This window comes from Flavobacterium cerinum, assembly GCF_024496085.1.
In the GTDB taxonomy this organism is placed as follows: Bacteria; Bacteroidota; Bacteroidia; order Flavobacteriales; family Flavobacteriaceae; genus Flavobacterium; species Flavobacterium cerinum_A.
Genome location: NZ_CP101751.1, coordinates 1,076,263 through 1,094,927 on the forward strand (window position 1 = coordinate 1,076,263; position 18,665 = coordinate 1,094,927).

Consider the following 18,665-nt stretch of genomic DNA (forward strand, 5'->3'; position numbering starts at 1 on the left):
CAAATAGATAAAAAAACAAATAATTATGTCAGAAAATAGTCACATCATGATACCTAAAAAGGTGGAGACTGAAGATCAGCTGGATTTTCATTTTTTACGTAGAACAGGTGTTAAATACATAGAAGAACTGGGAGGAAAGCTTTGGACAGATTACAACTCTCATGATCCGGGAATCACAACGCTGGAGGTTTTAAGTTATGCTATTACCGATCTTGGTATGCGAATGAACCTCAACATGGAAGATATCCTGTCTTCAAAAGATAAAGAGAAAAATATTGAAAATCAGTTTATAAAAGCAACCGAAATTCTGCCGTCAAGACCTTTAAACGAGCTGGACTACAGAAAATTGTTTATCGATATCGGTTTAAAAGGCGGTAGTACCAGAGCTGTAAAGAATTGTTGGTGGGTACCCAAAACAGAATTGATTTATGCCGACTGTAAAACGAGCAGACTGGCGTTAAATCCAAGTGACCTGGGCCCGGATGCTGCTATAGAAAGTTTTAATGTAAAAGGATTATATGATCTATATGTAGAATACGGAGAAGGACTTGAAGGAGAGGACTCTTCTGATGTTTGCGACCGATCAAATACCCGAATCAAAATTCTGGAACGCTATCATGCAAACAGAAGCCTTTGTGAAGATTTAGTTGATATCAAAGAAATTGAAACGCAAAGTGTAGCCGTTTGTGCCCGAATCGAAGTGACTAATAAAGCGGACGAAGAACTGGTACATGCTAAAGTATTGAGAAGCATCAATAATTACCTGTCGCCGGAAGTTCATTTCTACTCGTTAAAGCAAATGCTTGATAAAGGGTACACTACTGACGAAATTTTCGACGGACCGCTTTTGGATAACGGATTTATTGATACGGAAGAACTTAGAAACAGTCAACTGAGAAAAGAAGTACGCCTTTCAGATATCATTAATGTGGTTATGAAAGTGGAGGGTGTTAAAGAGATCAGAGAAATCTCAATTGCCGGATGTAACGGTTCATTACAACAGGGAGATGAATGGTTAATCTGTATTGAGCACGGGAAAAAACCGGTCTTGTGTGACTTGAGTTCTTTTAGCTACTCTAAAGGATCATTACCGTTAAATATCAATAAGAAAAAAGTTGCTGAGTACCTGGATACATTCCTGGAGGAACAAGAAGCCCTTCGAGTAGATGCCCGATTAAATAAAGTATTGGAATTGCCGGAAGGAACACCATATGACCTTGGAAATTATGAGTCTATTTTAAATGAATTCCCGGATACCTTTGGGGTGGGAACATCCGGTATCATAGGAAATCCGAATGTGGAAAGACAGGCGCTTGCCAAACAGTTACAGGCGTATTTGTTGTTTTTTGACAAAATATTAGCCAGTTATTTTAAACATCTTGAAAAAGTAAAAGAAGTACTGAGCGTTAACGGAACTTTAAAAAGAACGTATTTCACTCAGGCACTTAAAGGAATCAATGGTTTTGAAAGTCTGGTAAACGATTATGTAACCAATGATGATGATAAACTGACGGACTCTTTATATGAAGAGCTGGACAATAGTGTAGAACGAAGAAATCAGGTTTTAGATCACTTGATCGCCCGATTTGCTGAAACATTCAGTGATTATACGTTCCTGATGAAAGCGCTTTATGGCCAATCTACAGACGAAATTGTTCTTAGAAATAAAGAAGTTTTCCTGAAAGAATACAGTACGATAAGTACTGACAGAGGATTAGGACATAATTATAATCTGACTGCCGATGATGATATCTGGGATACATTCAATGTCTCCGGAGCTCAAAAAAGAATTGCACGTCTTTTAGGAATCGAAAATTATAAGCATAGAAATGTGTCTGATTCACCGGTTCTGATCACTAAAACACCTATCGGTAATAATAAGTTTACCTATAAATGGAAAGTTAAAGATAAAGATAATGCGATTGCGCTATGCGGAGTTAAAATCTTCCAGATTGAATATGCAGCTATAAAAACGTTGAATGAAGCAATCTATCAAACGATTCAGATTGATCAGGAAGATCTTGAAAACGCATTGGAAGCAACGCTTAACGGTACGGAACGTATCGGGAATATGATGATTAAAAAATCCGGAATGGATAATTTCTATGTGGAAATTGTAGATGATTCTGATGATAGTGTGGTAATCGCAACGCATAAGAAAACAAACCCGTATACCTCACAGCAAGCATTGAAAGATGGAATTCTGAAACTGGTAGATTATTTAAAATATCATTTTACGGAAGAAGGTATTTTTCTGGTTGAACACTTGTTGTTAAAACCGTCAGTTAAGAATTATGACTTGATGGGTGGTATCGGTTGTATGGCGATTGAAGACACTTTTATTGTCATGTATGATGGCGATGGCGGAACAGGTGCAGCCGATCCGGATACTTTTATGACAACCTGTGAAGAAGGATGCGAGTCTGATATTTTTGATCCGTATTCTTATCGTGTAAGTGTCGTGCTTTCCGGATATGCCTATCGTTTTATGGATGCCGATTTCAGACGTTATGCTGAAACGGTGATCCGACAAGAACTCCCGGCTCACGTCTTAGCAAAAATTTGTTGGGTTGGTGACAGACAAAGTGAAGTGGAAACAGCAATGACGGATTTATCAGACTTTGAAAGAACATATAAAAAGTTCCTTCTTGATAAAGCCAGAAACAACATCAGTAGCTTAGGTCAAAGTACAAAAGACTTACTGACTTCGTTGACCAACTTAAATAATATCTATAAACCGGGAAGGTTGTTAGACTGTGCCGTGGATGATAACGACAGTCTGGATGGAAAAATTATACTAGGACAATCAAACATATAAAACAGAAAATAATGAATACTAAATTAGATAATATTACGACCCAGTATAGAAAGTTTAACGTAAACCAGGCGTTAACTGAAGGGCAATTGAATGAGTTCATTGATTATTTCGAAGATCAGGATCGTTTGTCAAGAACCCAGCTTAATGGTGTAGGACTCGTTTGTGGTTTTGAAACGGAAATGTTTTCAGACAGCGGGCAAATAATTCCCGGTGTAGGAAATCAACAACAGGAAGTGCGATCGATCGTAATTAAAAAAGGGGCCGGTGTTACAACAGACGGTGACCTGATAACATTACGCAGAAAAATCGTGGATGCTAAAGAAGTAACGATCAATACTGCTTCTGAAACCTATACTTATTACAGACAATATACAGATACCTATAAATACCCGCATTTTTATAGCGGTGATGTTCAAATGCCGTTGTTGCAATTGGTTTCCGATGCGGAGCGTCTGGATATGATAGCCGCCGGTGTAGTAGCCAGTTCATTCCATCCTGTAAGTGAAATTAATCTTGAAGATTTACAAAAGAAAATCGCAATCCTTTATCTGGAAAGCTATTCTAATGAAGAATCGCCTTGTGAAGATGCTGATTGCGATAATAACGGAGCTGAACAGGTATCGGATCTTAAAGTGCTTTTGGCTAACAGAAGCGATATGGATTTCTATGCACTTAACAGTAATGGCTATGACAGTATTTATCAACGATACAATAGCTATGAAGCGCTGTATAATACCATGAAAAATGTGGAAGTTCCGAGAGTTATCCTGAAAAGAGATGTTACAACGGAACTGGCTTTAAGAACAAAATTCCAGAATGCAATCCAAAGTACATCGATTATTTCGGATTTGGATCATGGTTTCAGTGCCGTTGCTAATAGTTTTAATGTTAGCATGGATTTCGGAGGGCCAACCCTTAGAAATATGTTGGATACAGTATTAAATACAGGTTCATACGATTTTCAGTACCGATATGATTTGTTAAAAGATTTGGTGGATACCTATAATGAAATCAAAGGATTGGTATTACATCTTACAGCTGAGTGTTGTCCGGATATCACAGCATTCCAGAAACACCTTATGTTAGGACCGGTTGGTGCACTTTTAAACCTGGGCGACAATACACCGTATCGCCATCAGTTTTACAATTCTCCGATCAATACTAATGAAGATGAGAATAAAGATAAATTGAATTTACTGGCGAAACGTTTTGTACGAATGATTAAGAATTTCCAGTCATTCAAAGGCCCGATTACAATTACGCCGTCTTTTATGAATACGCCGCTGGGAGAAAAAGCCCTTCCGTTCTATTATGTAGCCGACCAGTCTATGTTGGAAAGTTGGGATTATGAAAAAACACGTAATCAGAAAGAAACGTATAACTTAAGTTATCACAAAGCCAATTTGGCGACCGATACTTTTATACAAAATCCGTTGGCATACAATATCGATAAAAACGATTTCTATAGAGTAGAAGGCTTTTTAGATATGCCGTATAAGATCGCGATGAAAAACATCAACGATCTTAAAGAACAATACGGGTTGGCATTTAATGTTTCCGGATTGTCTTTGGAAAGAGCCACTGCAACAGCAACGGCTACTTCAACAGCCACTGCAACGGCTACAGCTACAGCTGCAACAGCAGCGATTACAACGCCGATTCAAGCAGCTGCGGCAACTACAATCTCGATCAAAGACTTAAGAGCAAAATTGATCTCGATTTCCAGTGATATTACAAATCAGGTGTCAAATACACAACGTGCACTTCAAACAATTTCCGGTCTTGATAAAGAATTAAAATTGTTGAATACCGTCGATTTTAAAGCTACGGAATCAGGAGTTTCGGTTGTAAAACAAAATCCGAAGGAAGACAAAGTGGCGACAGAGTTTTTAAGTGACTTGTTAGACTTGAAATCAGGATTAGAGCATTATGGAGGTGTGCCGGAAGGAGGAACATTATACTTAGTGTATAAATCTGAAGAAGATGATGCCGTTCTTGCTGATTTCGCATTACCGTATTTATGTTGTTCCAAAAAAGATCCGGTATTCCTGGCATTACCGGTTTCAAAACTTTGTCAGAGCGATGCACCGGTTCCGTTTACAATGATTCCGTTGGACGGCGATATCAAAGCTTTTGTAGGCGGCAAAGAAATAACTGCGATTACACAAACAGCAGGACAAAGCTTCTTTAACCCGAGCATGGTTCCGACTCAGAATTTAGGACAACCAATCAGCTTTACAGTTAATGAAGATCCGGTAGAAGCAGTAATGACAGTACATGCACTGCCAAATGTAACCGTAACCGCAGGAGAACCGATTCATGGAGAAGTTCCGGATCATCCGGATGCAACTGTGGTATTTACAATCACGGGTCCGCTTACAGGTTTAACGTATTCAGCGAACTATGGTGACGGACAGATCCGTTCAGGTGATGTGCCGTCAACAGGTAAAATTTCAAATATCTATAAACTTGTTCCGGGTCAGAAAGATACTTTCACACCTGTCATTACAATTTCGAACCCTAACGGATGTTCTAAGAAATTTAATCTTAGCCCTATCGAAATCGTAGGACAAACAACATTAAAATGTTTAACAGGATTAGAAATCACGATTCAGTATCACGATACAAAAGGACCTTGTCCGGGTGGACACGCTTGTAACTCGGCTCGATTCAAGTTGTTAGCGAATTCAATTCCACTTGGTAATGCGACTACCGGAACTAATATTGTGAACTTAAATAATAGTAGTGCGGCGCTTCAGGCAGGACAGGCATATGCCGAAGGAGAAACTTCAGGAAGAAGCCGTAGATGGACGTATACAATTCTACCGGATGAAGCACAAGCTATTGTTGCTGCCAATCAGCCAAACGACGGATTTATTTCATTCTCATTGGTTTGTGCAGACAGTTCGTGTCACACCGGTGTAGCATGGACTACATTGAAACTAGGTGGTGCGGTGCTTTATAACGGTTGTCCTAAAAATAACTTCTTGACTATTAACCCTTGTACAGGAGAAATAAAGAAATAATATGAGACTGATCGAACGATATGAAAAAGACGGAACTGTCATTGAAGTTGATAGTTTGCTTACCACAAGTGATGCCGTTATCGATATAAAACAAATCATGGTAATGAACAGCGGAGAAGTTCTTTTCTGTTTTGATACCGTGCAGGATAGAAATATTATGACGGAATCTGCCGACGTATTTATAGCAAAATATAAAGACTATATCGGAACGTTGGAGAAAAAAGCAGCTCATGCGGATACAGGTTGTGGATGTAAAAGTTGTATGTAATACAGCTTTAAAAGATTTATAAAACTCGTCATGCTTTAATGCAATTAGGATAGAGGCTGCGGAAATGGATGCCATGTGAGAAGCAAAAATAACCGCAGTTTATCTTCCTAAGAAAAGCTGTTGAACCATTTAAAATATTAAAAATGAATGATAATTATCAATTATATAAAATAGCAACTCAATACAGAAAGTTCAGTAAAGGACAATATGTAGAGGAGACACAATTCAACGAGTTCCTGGATTTTTTTGAAGACCAAGACCGTCTGTCCCGTGTAATGCTGGAAGGAGTGGGGATTGGGTGCGGTTTTCAGCCACAACTCATCTATAAAAACAAACAGCTCGGCAGTATCCTGCTTTCTCAGGGTGTTGCGGTAACCACAGATGGAGATTTGCTTACGTTAAATAAGAAAAGCAAAACACTTGATTTAAGTGGTGACTCCTATATGAGTGAGCTAAAAGATATCGATTTAGAGAGTAAGGAATATACCCATTTTAAGGTGTATGAAGACGATAAAGCAAAATATGCTCCGTTTTACAACAATCCGAAAAGTCAGATTCCGCTTTGGGAACTGGCAACTGCCGAAGAGGCTAAGGCTGGTTTTAAGCCATTGAGTACGCTTACCAATCAGGATGATAAGTATTTGCTGCTTTATCTGGAGAGCTATGAAAAAGAAGTAAAACCATGTAGAGGTGTTGATTGTGATAATCACGGAATTCAGCAAGTACGAAATCTAAAAGTATTGCTAACGTCAAAAGCCGGTATCCAAAAAATTACCAGAGATGACAAGATTTATCGAAATCATATGGTTTCGAATACTCTTCTAACGGAATTCAAATTAAAACGAGTTATTCTAAATCCGGGATTAAATTCTGCGGAATTATTGAGACAAGCCTATAAAGAGGCATTGGATCAAAGTAATTATGATCAGATGTTTCGCAATGTCGATTCTATTTCAAGGCTTTTTAACGAACCGATACAAAATAGAACCCCGTTTTTAAACGTCTTGACGGTACTTGGTAACCGGGATAAGAACTTTCAATATGCGTATGACATTATAAACGATTTAGCGATTACGTATTCAGAAATTATTAAACTATTACCTAAATCGGTAACAGAGTGTCTGCCGGATCTGATGTCATTTCCAAAACACATTATGCTTGGAAAAACGATCCCGACAAACCAGCCGGACTTTGCCCGACATAAATTCTATAAATCGCCGGTTTTAGACAGTGAAAGAATTAAGCAAAGAGTAATTGAATTAATCAGACGCTTTAAACAACAAATAACGGAGTTTAGAGATCCGATTGGAATTACCACAGGAATTCGAATTACACCGTCGAAGAAAAAAAATAGTATAACTGAGTCAGCAATCCCGTTTTATTATGAGAAATCGGAGAAGTTACTTCGTCTTTGGAATTTCGACAAAACAAGCAACAGGGCTTTCGATAGAAACCTAAGTTATGATAAAACCTATCTTTCAACGGATCTGGCAATACAAAAACCGTTGGATTATAATATTGACAATAAACCGTATTTCCTTATCGAAGGACATCAGGGAGGTAATTATCGCGAAATAGCTGATTTTCTTCAAAAAACAAAAGATGTAGGACAATTGGGATTTGAAATCATGTCATTGTCTTTGAGTCAGTTAGTAGATAATAAGGACTATTATAAGGCTGATTTTGTTGATTATGTAACGAAAAATCCGGGCTTAAGGCATATTGGCGGCGTGATGCGTGGCGGTACTTTTGTGATTGTTTATAAATCAGAAACAGATCCGACAATAATTGCTGACTTTGCATTGCCGTATGTTTGTTGTACACCAAAATCAAATATTGGTTTATCGCTGCCGTCTGAAACCATTTGTAAAAATGCTAAACCTATTGTGTTTACGGTAACTCCGTCTAACGGAGAAGTAAAAGCTAAAGTGGCAACAGGCTTAACAGGAGGTGTTATAAAAGTTAACGGACAATATTTATTTAATCCGGGATCGGTTGAAACAGCATTGTTAAACCAGGAAATCGGTTTTACAGTAAACGGAAAAGCAACGAATTGTACAATTAAAGTTTTACCGCAACCTAATGTAACGGTTGTAGCAAGCCGATTCGATTATCCGGAAGGTGATTCGTCAAGGACTACGGTAACGTTTAAGGTAACAAACGATGCAGGGTATGATTATAAATGGGATTTCTTAGGTAACGGAGCTTATGTTAGTTTAAATCCGGATAGTGCCGGAAATGTAAAATATACTTACTTTAAAATAGATCCGAGACTACCGGTAAATGTTATTGTAACTAATAACGGATGTGATCAGCATATTCCACTTACAAACTGGTATATCCCGCCAACGGTTGAAATCAAACCGCCTACAGTAACTATACAGCCGGATAAAGCAGCCTTGTATTTGCCGGATAGAACAACAACGTTTAGAAGTACAGTCGTACCGGGAAGTGCTGCAATTAGTTCCTATCTATGGACATGTACAGATGTTAACGTGTATCTTACTAATCATACAGGAGCAATTACAGATATTACTTTCCCGTATTCAGGAAGCTTTGTAGTTAAGCTAACGGTAAAAGATGCTAATAATCAGGAAGGCTCCAGTTCTATTACTTTTGAAGTAGGAGAAAAAGCCCGTATCATGAGTATTACCGTAACACCGGACGGGCCAACTACAAATGATATTGTGGTAGCACAAGCAGCCCTTTACAATCCAAGTAATATTACCGGATTGCGATATGATTGGTATGTGGATGGTCAATTAGTAGATCAGACAACAGTGAATACGGTATTCCTGGGAACACTAAATGTAGGTCAAAGAAAAATTGAAGTAGGTTTAGGAGCCAGTACAGGAAATAACCATATGGACGATCATCAGGTGGCCTATGTAAATGTAACGCAGCCACCTATGAGAGGCGGTACTTCGTTTATTGCGGGAACACAGATAACCATGGCCGGTGGAGTTAAAAGAAATATTGAACAGGTTAAAGCCGGTGATAAGTTACAATCCCTTAATGGTAATACGGTAACGGTAATTAATGCGGTTACTTATATGACTGTAGATCGATTGTATCGATTAAACGAGGAGCAACACTTTATCACTGGAGCACACCCGGTATTAACCGAAGGTGGATGGAAATCGCATGAACCGGAAAAAACCAAAGAAATATTGCCGTCATTACCGGTAGGTTTGTTACAACCGGAAATGGTACTTATAAAAGAATATGAGAAGAGAGATTTCTTAAGAAATGTCGATTTTGTAACCGGAGAGTACAGAGTTTATAATCTGGAAGTTGACGGAAGTAAGGTTTATTTCGCGAATGCTTATGCTGTTCACAGTGAAATAGAACCATTGCCGCAACCATAGATTTGAAGATAATTAGGTTAAATTGATTGCAGAATGTGAATAGGTTTGTTGGTTGACATTGAAACGAAGGGCCGAAAGGCCCGACGTTTCTGTTTGTTTGATTTTTGAGAATAAAAAGAAACCATAGACGGTTAATTCGGGCGTTTTGTCTTATCGTCTATTGTTTTTGCGTCTTGTACTTATAATGTTAAACAGTTTGGCAACATCCTTAAGATGAATTTCGAAATCATTGTAATAATCGTTCAAAGAGTGTAACGTAATGATTCCGTTTTCAACATCGTGATTGATGATCCTTTTTACCAGAATACCTTTTTCCTTATGGATAATTACAAAATCCCACTTGTTATAATGCAGTTTGCTCATCCAGAAATCCTGTCTGATATTTCTGCATAATAAAATGTCACCTTCAAGGTAACTTTCGTAGGATCCGTTATCCATACTGTCGCCTTTAACCTCAAAGCACATGTATTCGCCGCGATGTTCTACGTCGTCAGTAAACGGAATAGTAGGTAGGCTTTCTGTAAATTCTTCGTCGGCAAAACCGTTCAGATAACCCGCTTGTGCATATTGATTGACAAGAGGTACGTTCATGATTTTTAAATCGGAAAAAATAACAGGTGATCCGTTTTCATTGGTCGGTTTCTGTTTTTTAGCGAGTAGGCTTTTCATGAAAAAGGCAGTTGTTTCGGGAATTTTTCGTTCGCCTTTTTCCCAATACTGAATCGCTCGAATACCCACACCGATCGATTTTGACAGCTCAGACTGCTTCATGTTCAAGTTTTTTCTGATTTCTTTGAATTCTAAATAGTTCATAATGAGATTTTTGTAAAAATTAAACAAAATAAAACGCAAATTGTACTCTTTTTTGTTTTGTAAACACGAACATAATTCGCATATTTGTCGTGTAGCGTTTAGGACTATTGCAAATATACGAAATATATGCAACATTTAACAGTGTCTTTTTTATTGTGATAATTAGGTGAGACTGTTAGAATACAGTGTTTTATTTTGTTTCGCATAACAATAGTGTAGTTAGGTTGAAATACGAACATAGTGCGGTAATGTTCGTTTTATTGAGTTTTAACAGAACTATTTGCGTAAAAAAAAGCTGCATGAATACAAGATTTATTTTTAATCAATTTCTTAAACAACAAAATTAAAACCAAACCAATGAGACGAAGTAAAGAATTAATTGAAAAGCGAAAAGAATTTGTTACTAACTACGTAACGCACAATCAAAGCAAGCAGATGAAAGTTATTGTCAATGAATTGACAGAAATGTTGTTTTTATCAGAACGAACTATATATAATATCCTTACTGATGATGAAAATGATTACTAGGATCGTAAGTCTCGATAAAGGATGGAATCTCTTCTGGTTCTATCAGGATAACAATGAGCCGGATGCCCAAAATCTGGTTGTGAGCAAAGCCTGAAACTACAGTAAAAGGCTATTTAACGAAACTGTCGGTATAAAAGAATAAATGCAGTAATGCACTTGTCTTAAAACAGTTAAGCATATTTCTAAAAAAGGAACAACGCCTCATAAGTGAATAGAAAACGGGCCTGTAAGCCGGTATTCAAAGAAAAGTAATACAATTACTGTTGTAGAGGTGCCTTAAGAAAACAAAAAAATAAAGTGGAAAATATTACAGGCTTTTTAAGCATTGACTTAAAAGGCAAGGGGGCTTTTTTTTCTTTCGGAAGCTTATCCCTTTTAGATTGAAGCTTACAGGAACTATAAACACTACTAATAAAACTCTAATAATTATGGAAAGAAAAAATAAAAAAATAAAAAAAGGCAAAGGGATATTCAATGAAGCAGAAAAAGACATTGATGACCTTATTGACGATATAGCTTATTTAGATGAAAGTCAAAACATTAAAAAAAGCAAAAGTTTTTTGGATAATATGTACCTGATAAATAAGGAAGAATGAATTTAGAAAACTTCAAAGTCTTATTTATAGGAACAGCAGTCGCATTTTCCGGAGGACTATTGAGAGTATTAATTTCAATTCAAAACAAAGAAAAAAAGCAACCCTGGGAACATATTGTAACCTTATTGATTGTAATAATCGTTGGCTTTACAATGAGTTATGTAATGCATAAGGCAAACGTGAACGACAAGTGGTATTCCACAGGGATGCTTTTTGTTTTGGGTTATGGCTATGATAAGTTTCTGAAAATGATCACCACAAATCTTCCGAACTGGATAGACAAAGCGGTTAAGGCTTACATAGAAAAAACATACGGAGTTAATACAGACAATACACCAAACGAGAAAAATGAGGAGGAGGAAAAATAATTAAAAGGAGTACAAACATGAAAATAATAAGTCACGATTTTCCTGAAAATCAGTATTACAAGGAAGCAACAAAAAAAAAAGGAATTGTGCTGCATCATACCGTCTCTGGAGACTCGGTCTCGGGCGATATCGAATGGTGGAAGTCCACTGCGGAACGTGTTGCAACCCCAATAATCATAGCTAGAGATGGCGGAATACACCAGATATATTCCTCTCAGTATTGGGCACACCATTTAGGAATCAAACAGGAACACTTTCAAAAGTTTAACCTTCCGGCGCTGAATACACAGCGAAACAAAGAATTTATCGGAGTGGAACTGGACAGTTGGGGCGGATTAACGGTCAAAAATGATCGGTTTTATTCCGCATCCGGGCAGGAGATTAAAAAAGAAAATGTAGTGTATTACGAAAAAGGATTCCGCGGCTATAAATATTTTGAAAAATATACAACGGCACAATTGGATTCCTTGTGTGAACTTTTGGAGTATTGGGGTGACAGATATGCCATTCCGTTGGACTATAAAGGTGATGTTATGTTTGAATATAACAAAAGAGCTTTAGGCGGAGAAAGCGGAATATGGGCACATGTTTCATTCCGACCGGATAAATCGGATGTACATCCTCAGAAGGAACTGATAGAAATGCTGAAATCACTGGCATAAGTAATCAAAAAACAACAAAGATGAAAGATAAAATAGTATTCTATGCTTTTGGGGTTTTGATCCTTATTATTCTGGTACTCAACATTCAAATGTATTTTTTAAAAAGGGAACTTAACACTGCTCTTGAAACACAAATTGAAGAATTAGAGCGGTTGAAAGAACAAAACATAAAGCGCCTGGATAGCATAACATTACTGGAAAAAAAGAAAATAGCAGCGATAGATGAAAAAGAAAAATTGCTTTATGACAATATCGCCAGAGCAAAAGAAAACAATATGCGTTATGAACAAATTAAAAAGAACATCCGTAACACTGATGATGCTGACAGCCTGGCACGCCAGCTCACAAACCGTTACGCAGAAAGATAGTGTGGTGATCTCAAAAGAGGTCGCCAGGAAAGCACTGATCGAACTGACAGATTATGATCGGTTAAGAGAAAATAAGGTGGAAGCGAACCTGGAAAAATGTATTGAAATTCAAAAAGAAAAAGATACATTAATCGGTTATATGTCGCAACAAAATAAACTCTTTGCAGAAACATTGCGGTTAACTGAAAAACAGTTGGAAGTGAAAGACCAACAGTTAAAAACAGCAAAAAGTAAAAACGGAAGAAGTTTTATTTATGGACTGGTTGGCTTTGCCGCCGGCGTTATATTGGGAGGATTGCTACTTCACTAATTCTCCGAAAAATTAAGCATTGCAACTACAGAATACAACAGCCGTAAAGTTTTAAAATACAATAAAAAAGCTTCAAATTTGCAGTGTTAATTAAGGAATAATACAGCTGGAAAACAGAAGAATAAGACTTACTGCAACTACAGAATCCAATACAAAAATCCACTTGAAATTTAAATAAAATAACGGAATTTCGTAACGGTAAAACAAACGAATACAGCGCTCCAAATTCAAGTAACAAAAGCAAATCCTGCTTATAAAAGCAACAAAAAATTACTGGAAATATCTTTTCAATATAGGAGTGTATAGAGACAGTCAGATATTGAAAAGACATTACAAAAAAAATATGAAAAATATAAGAACAAGACAGGAACTCAAAACGTATTTTGAAAGAGGAGACCGGCCAACGGAACAAGAATTCTCAGAACTGATTGACGGATATGTGCATTTAAATGAACTCAATTTTGGATTTTCAGTTAGGCCAACATCGGAAACCTATAATGAGTATTATGATTTCTATATATCTGAGAAACTGCCGAATGTCGGTATGGGACACATAATAAACAAGGGATTTGAAGGAAAAGATCCGGAGTATTTTGATGGCTATAAGCATGTTTTAGGCAGACCGGTAGCCTTTAAGAAATTAAAGATAACCCTGGATGAAGATTTTGATATGAAGGAATACCAACCGACAATTATCATAGAACGCTACAAACAGAAAAAAAAGCGACGTAATCGCAAATTCAAACCGTTAGGCTATTATAAGGAAAAAAAGGAAGATGCTGTTATATGGAAACGACAGTCAGAATACGTTCTGAAAGACCGGGAAATGGTACTGGATCTTGAACCGATCCATTACTTCAGACCTAGCCGTGAAGGTTACAAAGAATTTTCGCCGTCAGGAAGCATTTTTAAACCGGGATCGTTTAAATATTCAAAACACGGAAAACCTTTTGCGAAGATTCGAATACGAATGCAAATATTGATCAATGGTATTCCGTACCAATCAAATCCTTTAGGATTAAAAATTGTTTTAGGGTCATCCGGAATAACAGATGCGATAAACTTCTTTTATGATTAAAAAATACTGATAAACCTTGTCCAGGTAGGACGATCCCTGGTGGCATACCCCCGGAGGTAACGGATTCAGTCTTCGCTCAGGCGGATACTGATTCGGAACTCCGCGGGAATATCCTAGGAGAATGACTCTGGAGAAATCCGTGAGACAATCTATTTGTGAACGACCTTCTGCAAGGTTTATTTTAAGACATAATAAACAACCCAAAACCGAATTTAATTGACATAAACCTTGTCCAGTGGGACGATCCCTGGTGGCATACCCTCGGGTGATGATGAAGCTTTCTGCCGATTCTGATCTTCGTGGGAATATCCTTAGCGAATGACTCTGGGGAAACCCGTGAGACGATCTATTTGAGAATGACCCACTGCAAGGTTTATTTTTTAACAGAAACAAAAAACGATTATAACGAACATAAATCTTATCCAGAGGGACGATCCCTGGTGGCATACCCTCGGGTGATGGTGAAGCTTTCTGCCGATTCTGATCTTCGTGGGAATATCCTTAGCGAATGACTCTGGGGAAACCCGTGAGACGATCTATTTGAGAATGACCCTCTGTAAGATTTATTTTTTTATCAATACGAATAGGCAACGATTACTGATCGTAATTTTTGCGTTATAAGTATAACGCCGGTTAACGGATTGTTGATGAGTGAATTATTTCCTCTTTAACAGCCTCTTTCGCCCGGGAAAAGAGCTGTTTCTATACGACCTCACAACAACAAACAGAAGCTTGCTGCTTTTTGTGCATCCGGAGTACACTATCCGATTTAGAATTACGCCCCTAAGTCTTATCTGACTTCATTGATTATACGATCAAAAAGCAATACAGCAAATCGGAATAAGACACCGCTACCATCAACTGAAAGTGTTTTCGGAGTATAAATCACTACAGTACACAATTTTATCAAATACAAAATACCAATATGATAACACCATTTAATGACATACTACGATGGTTTTTACAAGGTAAAAAACCGACTCAGTCTAATTTTGAAGAAACATTCCGGTCGTTTTGGCATAAGGAAGAAATTATTCCGTCAAATAAGATTGAAGGATTAGACCAGACATTAAACCAAAAAGTAGACAAAACACAGTTTACAGCACACCTTGCAGACGCACAGGCGCATACTGTTTTGTTTGCATCCAGAGAAAATATCGGAAACAAACAAAACAGTCTGACACCCGACAATACAGGAACAAAGTTTCCTACTGTTGATGCTGTTAACGGAGCGCTTGGAACTATTAACAATGCTATTGATGTAATTAACGGGCAAATCGTATAACAGATGGGAACAATAGCAGATAAATTAACTTATTTAGGACAAACAAAATCGGAAATACGCGATGCAATCATTTCAAAAGGAGGGACGGTCACAGCCGAAACACCCTTTCGGGAATATGCCGAAAGAATCCGTGAAATTAAATCGGAAACCACAGTAAATCCGGACGAATGGAAACGACCGGCAGATTGGTTATCCATTGAAGGGAGAGTAAAGGTCGGTGATCAGAAATTTGTAGGACTCTATGCTATTTTTGAAGATAGTAATTTTGCCGCACTTTCCGCAACCGGTAATTATACGGTAGATTGGGGTGACGGCGTTGTTGAAAATTATGCTTCAGGAATTCAGGCAAATCATATTTATTCATACAGCGCTTTCCCCGGTACCGATTCTTCACGCGGTTACCGACAAGCTATTGTAACGGTTACACCACAGGCCGGACAAAGTTTAACAAATATCAATTTACAGCGAAAACACACGCAGGCCGGATTAGGAGCCTATAGCACCGGATGGTTAGATGTCAGAGTAAGCGGATCTAACATTACAAGTTTTGGTATTGGCGGAGTGGTAGTTTCGCACCGGATTTTAGAAGCGTTTAGCTTTTTAGGAAGTAATCAGATTGCCGATTTCCGTAAATTCTTTTTGGGATGTAGTCAACTACAAGCAGTTCTCGCATTGGATACTTCAAAAGGCAACAATTTCGGAACAATGTTCAGTTCTTGTTCTGCTTTGAAAAATGCTCCGATGTTAGAAACAGGTAAAGGACTTGATTTTAGCTATATGTTTGAATCCTGTACGCAATTAAAAACGGTTCCTTTATTGGAAACATCAAACGGAGCCAGCTTTAGCGGCATGTTTTACGGATGTAGTTCGTTAAAAACCATTCCCTTATTCAATACAATAAAAGGAATCGATTTTAGTATGATGTTCTCATTTAACACTGCTTTGGAAACCGTACCCTTACTGAATTTTGCAAGCGGTGAAGTATTCACAAGTATGTTTGAGTCTTGCTCTCATTTAAGAACAGTTCCGCTTTTTGAAACCTCAAAAGCAACGGATTTCAGCTACATGTTTCAGGACTGTGTGGCGCTGCAAACAGTGCCTTTATTTAAAGCCTCAAGTGTAATTGATTTTACAAGTATGTTTTTCGGATGTGTTGCCTTACAAACACTCCCTGCATTTGATACTGCAAAAGCGGGAAGTATGGGCGGCATGTTAACGAACTGCACATCATTGAGTAAAGCAACATTTTTAGGAACTAAAGTAACAATCTCATATGTAGGCTGTAAGCTTTCGCGTAATGCTTTAGTCGACATATTTAAAAGCCTGGCAACCGGAGTGACCTCCAAATCCGTAACCATTACGAATAACTGGGGGGCTTCATCATTATCAGCAAGCGAAAAGGCAATTGCTACAGGTAAAGGATGGACTATTATTGGATAACAAAAAATAAAACTATGATAACGAACACAAACGAATATTTTATCGAAATAATTGCCGAAGAAGGAAAGGAATTATTTGACGGAGAGTATGTTACAAATAGAGTGACGGCACCTTTAGGAACCGATTTAAGCAACTGGATCGAAAGAGATCCGGTGCCGGGAGAGAATAGCCCTGAAAATACACCGGCCGGGTTTATACCCGGAAATTAAAACAGCGTAATAACACCTCCAGACATTGAAACGATAGGAAGGAGTATGGGATTAAACGGATAACGAAAATAATAATGGGAACAATTGCAGACAAATTAGCTTTTCTGGGACAAACCAAAGCCGAAATACGGGATGCTATCACTTCGAAAGGTGTGATGGTTCCTCCTGCAACTACCTTTAGGGAATATGCCGGAAAAATACGTGAAATAAAATCGGAAGGCGGAGAAAATCCGGAAGAATGGAAACGCCCGGAAGATTGGTTGGTTATAGAAGACAGAGTAGCGGAAGGCGATCATAAATTCGTGGGTTTATACGCGATATTTGAAGAAGGAAACTTTGTTTCGTTTGCCGCTACCGGCGATTACACGGTAGATTGGGGCGACGGCGTTATCGAAAATGTCGCCTCAGGTGTTCCGGCGAATCATACCTATTCTTACCATTCCTTTCCGGGAACTGAAACTTCTGAGGGCTACCGACAAGCGATTGTTACTATCACACCTCAAAATAACGGGGATTTAACCGGACTCTTTTTGCAGGTAAGACATAATCAGCCTGCGTTGAGTTTTTCGTATAGCACCGGATGGCTGGACATCAGAATGAGCGGACAAAATATCAGAAATCTTACAATTGGCGGAACAACGGCCTATCATCGGTATTTAACGTCTTTTTGTTTTTTAGGCCACAATGCAATAACCGACTTTAACCGGTTTTTTTACGGATGTACCCGGCTACAAGCTGTTCCGGTATTCGATACCGCAAACGGACTTGACTTTAGCTATATGTTCCATTATTGTACGGCCTTAAAAAATGTTCCCTTATTAAATACAGCTGGCGGGATCAATTTTAGTTATATGTTTCAAAACTGCATTTCCCTGCAAAGCGTCCCGTTATTCGATACTTCAAGAGGAATAGATTTTAGTTTCATGTTTGGATGGTGTTATAAATTGGAAGCAATCCCGTTTTTAAACACTTCAAATGGCGTGGTTTTTTACAATATGTTTATTGCCTGCACTTATTTGAAAACCATTCCGGCACTCAATACTGCCAGAGGAGTTGATTTTCGCTATATGTTCGTAACGTGTAGTTCATTACACACCGTTCCGGAATTAAAAACGTCCGGCGGAACACTTTTTACGGGCATGTTTTCAAATTGTACAGCTTTGCGGGCAATACCGTTATTGGATACAACAAAAGGAACTGATTTTAATGATATGTTTTATGCCTGTAACCTGTTAGAAGCCATTCCGTTACTGAATACCTCGAATGGGGTCAATTTTAGCAGCATGTTTACGAATTGCGGCGGATTAACTAAAGGAGCATTATTAAATACCGGAGAATCTATTTCCTATTTTGACTGTAAACTGTCACCGGCAGCTTTAGTCGATGTGTTTAAAAATTTAGCATCAGGTGTAGCATCCAAAACAATAATAATTGAAAACAATTGGGGTGCTCCATTATTAAAGAAGGAAGAAAGAGCCATAGCAACCGACAAAGGTTGGGTTGTTTTGGGATAAAGTGTAAAAAAATT

16 protein-coding genes are annotated in these 18,665 nt (G+C 38.0%); 15 read left to right on the forward strand and 1 reads right to left on the reverse strand.

Annotated features, from left to right (window positions below):
• Nucleotides 1-25: 25 nt before the first annotated feature.
• The 4 genes from NOX80_RS04835 to NOX80_RS04850 all read left to right on the forward strand — a co-directional run bounded on the left by NOX80_RS04835 (nucleotide 26) and on the right by NOX80_RS04850 (nucleotide 9,480).
• The gene (locus tag NOX80_RS04835) at nucleotides 26-2,818 is read left to right on the forward strand and encodes a hypothetical protein (RefSeq protein WP_256552191.1); all 2,793 of its coding nucleotides are present in this window, start codon (nucleotides 26-28) and stop codon (nucleotides 2,816-2,818) included.
• A gap of 11 nt (nucleotides 2,819-2,829) precedes the next feature.
• Nucleotides 2,830-5,844, forward strand: coding sequence for a hypothetical protein (locus NOX80_RS04840; protein WP_256552192.1), 3,015 nt, complete (start codon nucleotides 2,830-2,832; stop codon nucleotides 5,842-5,844).
• A gap of 1 nt (nucleotide 5,845) precedes the next feature.
• Nucleotides 5,846-6,112, forward strand: a complete 267-nt coding sequence (locus NOX80_RS04845; protein WP_256552193.1) for a hypothetical protein — start codon at nucleotides 5,846-5,848, stop codon at nucleotides 6,110-6,112.
• 143 nt (nucleotides 6,113-6,255) lie between these two features.
• Complete coding sequence (locus NOX80_RS04850; RefSeq protein ID WP_256552194.1) at nucleotides 6,256-9,480, forward strand: hypothetical protein; 3,225 nt, start codon at nucleotides 6,256-6,258, stop codon at nucleotides 9,478-9,480.
• A gap of 150 nt (nucleotides 9,481-9,630) precedes the next feature.
• On the opposite strand, the gene NOX80_RS04855 is transcribed toward NOX80_RS04850, so the two are convergent.
• The gene (locus tag NOX80_RS04855; RefSeq protein ID WP_256552195.1) at nucleotides 9,631-10,293 is read right to left on the reverse strand and encodes a LexA family transcriptional regulator; all 663 of its coding nucleotides are present in this window, start codon (nucleotides 10,291-10,293) and stop codon (nucleotides 9,631-9,633) included.
• A 357-nt stretch (nucleotides 10,294-10,650) separates the two neighbouring features.
• Between NOX80_RS04855 and NOX80_RS04860 the strand changes: the two genes are divergently transcribed.
• From NOX80_RS04860 to NOX80_RS04910, 11 genes are all read left to right on the forward strand, one after another.
• Nucleotides 10,651-10,821, forward strand: a complete 171-nt coding sequence (locus NOX80_RS04860) for a hypothetical protein (protein ID WP_256552196.1) — start codon at nucleotides 10,651-10,653, stop codon at nucleotides 10,819-10,821.
• 428 nt (nucleotides 10,822-11,249) lie between these two features.
• Nucleotides 11,250-11,417 (forward strand): hypothetical protein, encoded by a 168-nt coding sequence (locus tag NOX80_RS04865; RefSeq protein ID WP_256552197.1) that lies wholly within the window; start codon nucleotides 11,250-11,252, stop codon nucleotides 11,415-11,417.
• On the forward strand, nucleotides 11,414-11,785 hold the full coding sequence (locus NOX80_RS04870; protein WP_256552198.1) for a hypothetical protein: 372 nt from the start codon (nucleotides 11,414-11,416) through the stop codon (nucleotides 11,783-11,785). The genes NOX80_RS04865 and NOX80_RS04870 overlap by 4 nt, the downstream gene beginning before the upstream one ends.
• A gap of 17 nt (nucleotides 11,786-11,802) precedes the next feature.
• On the forward strand, nucleotides 11,803-12,447 hold the full coding sequence (locus tag NOX80_RS04875; protein WP_256552199.1) for an N-acetylmuramoyl-L-alanine amidase: 645 nt from the start codon (nucleotides 11,803-11,805) through the stop codon (nucleotides 12,445-12,447).
• A gap of 20 nt (nucleotides 12,448-12,467) precedes the next feature.
• Nucleotides 12,468-12,815: a hypothetical protein gene (locus tag NOX80_RS04880; protein ID WP_256552200.1), complete on the forward strand. Its 348-nt coding sequence runs from the start codon at nucleotides 12,468-12,470 to the stop codon at nucleotides 12,813-12,815.
• The gene (locus NOX80_RS04885) at nucleotides 12,730-13,125 is read left to right on the forward strand and encodes a hypothetical protein (RefSeq protein ID WP_256552201.1); all 396 of its coding nucleotides are present in this window, start codon (nucleotides 12,730-12,732) and stop codon (nucleotides 13,123-13,125) included. The genes NOX80_RS04880 and NOX80_RS04885 overlap by 86 nt, the downstream gene beginning before the upstream one ends.
• A 343-nt stretch (nucleotides 13,126-13,468) precedes the next feature.
• Nucleotides 13,469-14,203 carry a hypothetical protein gene (locus NOX80_RS04890; RefSeq protein WP_256552202.1) on the forward strand — a complete coding sequence of 245 codons (735 nt, stop codon included), beginning with the start codon at nucleotides 13,469-13,471 and terminating at the stop codon, nucleotides 14,201-14,203.
• A 925-nt stretch (nucleotides 14,204-15,128) separates the two neighbouring features.
• On the forward strand, nucleotides 15,129-15,488 hold the full coding sequence (locus NOX80_RS04895) for a hypothetical protein (protein ID WP_256552203.1): 360 nt from the start codon (nucleotides 15,129-15,131) through the stop codon (nucleotides 15,486-15,488).
• Between the two features lie 3 nt (nucleotides 15,489-15,491).
• Nucleotides 15,492-16,928, forward strand: coding sequence for a BspA family leucine-rich repeat surface protein (locus NOX80_RS04900; RefSeq protein ID WP_256552204.1), 1,437 nt, complete (start codon nucleotides 15,492-15,494; stop codon nucleotides 16,926-16,928).
• Between the two features lie 14 nt (nucleotides 16,929-16,942).
• Nucleotides 16,943-17,137 carry a hypothetical protein gene (locus tag NOX80_RS04905; RefSeq protein WP_256552205.1) on the forward strand — a complete coding sequence of 65 codons (195 nt, stop codon included), beginning with the start codon at nucleotides 16,943-16,945 and terminating at the stop codon, nucleotides 17,135-17,137.
• A gap of 74 nt (nucleotides 17,138-17,211) precedes the next feature.
• Nucleotides 17,212-18,651, forward strand: coding sequence for a BspA family leucine-rich repeat surface protein (locus NOX80_RS04910; RefSeq protein WP_256552206.1), 1,440 nt, complete (start codon nucleotides 17,212-17,214; stop codon nucleotides 18,649-18,651).
• Nucleotides 18,652-18,665 lie beyond the last annotated feature (14 nt).

Excerpts from the sequence above, each read along its gene's own strand:
- NOX80_RS04875 (WP_256552199.1), top strand. The coding sequence starts at position 11,803 with ATGAAAATAATAAGTCACGATTTTCCTGAAAATCAGTATTACAAGGAA.
- NOX80_RS04905 (WP_256552205.1), top strand. The coding sequence starts at position 16,943 with ATGATAACGAACACAAACGAATATTTTATCGAAATAATTGCCGAAGAA.
- NOX80_RS04855 (WP_256552195.1), bottom strand. The coding sequence starts at position 10,293 with ATGAACTATTTAGAATTCAAAGAAATCAGAAAAAACTTGAACATGAAG.
- NOX80_RS04885 (WP_256552201.1), top strand. The coding sequence starts at position 12,730 with ATGAACAAATTAAAAAGAACATCCGTAACACTGATGATGCTGACAGCC.
- NOX80_RS04840 (WP_256552192.1), top strand. The coding sequence starts at position 2,830 with ATGAATACTAAATTAGATAATATTACGACCCAGTATAGAAAGTTTAAC.
- NOX80_RS04850 (WP_256552194.1), top strand. The coding sequence starts at position 6,256 with ATGAATGATAATTATCAATTATATAAAATAGCAACTCAATACAGAAAG.
- NOX80_RS04880 (WP_256552200.1), top strand. The coding sequence starts at position 12,468 with ATGAAAGATAAAATAGTATTCTATGCTTTTGGGGTTTTGATCCTTATT.
- NOX80_RS04845 (WP_256552193.1), top strand. The coding sequence starts at position 5,846 with ATGAGACTGATCGAACGATATGAAAAAGACGGAACTGTCATTGAAGTT.
- NOX80_RS04860 (WP_256552196.1), top strand. The coding sequence starts at position 10,651 with ATGAGACGAAGTAAAGAATTAATTGAAAAGCGAAAAGAATTTGTTACT.
- NOX80_RS04890 (WP_256552202.1), top strand. The coding sequence starts at position 13,469 with ATGAAAAATATAAGAACAAGACAGGAACTCAAAACGTATTTTGAAAGA.
- NOX80_RS04900 (WP_256552204.1), top strand. The coding sequence starts at position 15,492 with ATGGGAACAATAGCAGATAAATTAACTTATTTAGGACAAACAAAATCG.
- NOX80_RS04835 (WP_256552191.1), top strand. The coding sequence starts at position 26 with ATGTCAGAAAATAGTCACATCATGATACCTAAAAAGGTGGAGACTGAA.
- NOX80_RS04865 (WP_256552197.1), top strand. The coding sequence starts at position 11,250 with ATGGAAAGAAAAAATAAAAAAATAAAAAAAGGCAAAGGGATATTCAAT.
- NOX80_RS04895 (WP_256552203.1), top strand. The coding sequence starts at position 15,129 with ATGATAACACCATTTAATGACATACTACGATGGTTTTTACAAGGTAAA.
- NOX80_RS04870 (WP_256552198.1), top strand. The coding sequence starts at position 11,414 with ATGAATTTAGAAAACTTCAAAGTCTTATTTATAGGAACAGCAGTCGCA.
- NOX80_RS04910 (WP_256552206.1), top strand. The coding sequence starts at position 17,212 with ATGGGAACAATTGCAGACAAATTAGCTTTTCTGGGACAAACCAAAGCC.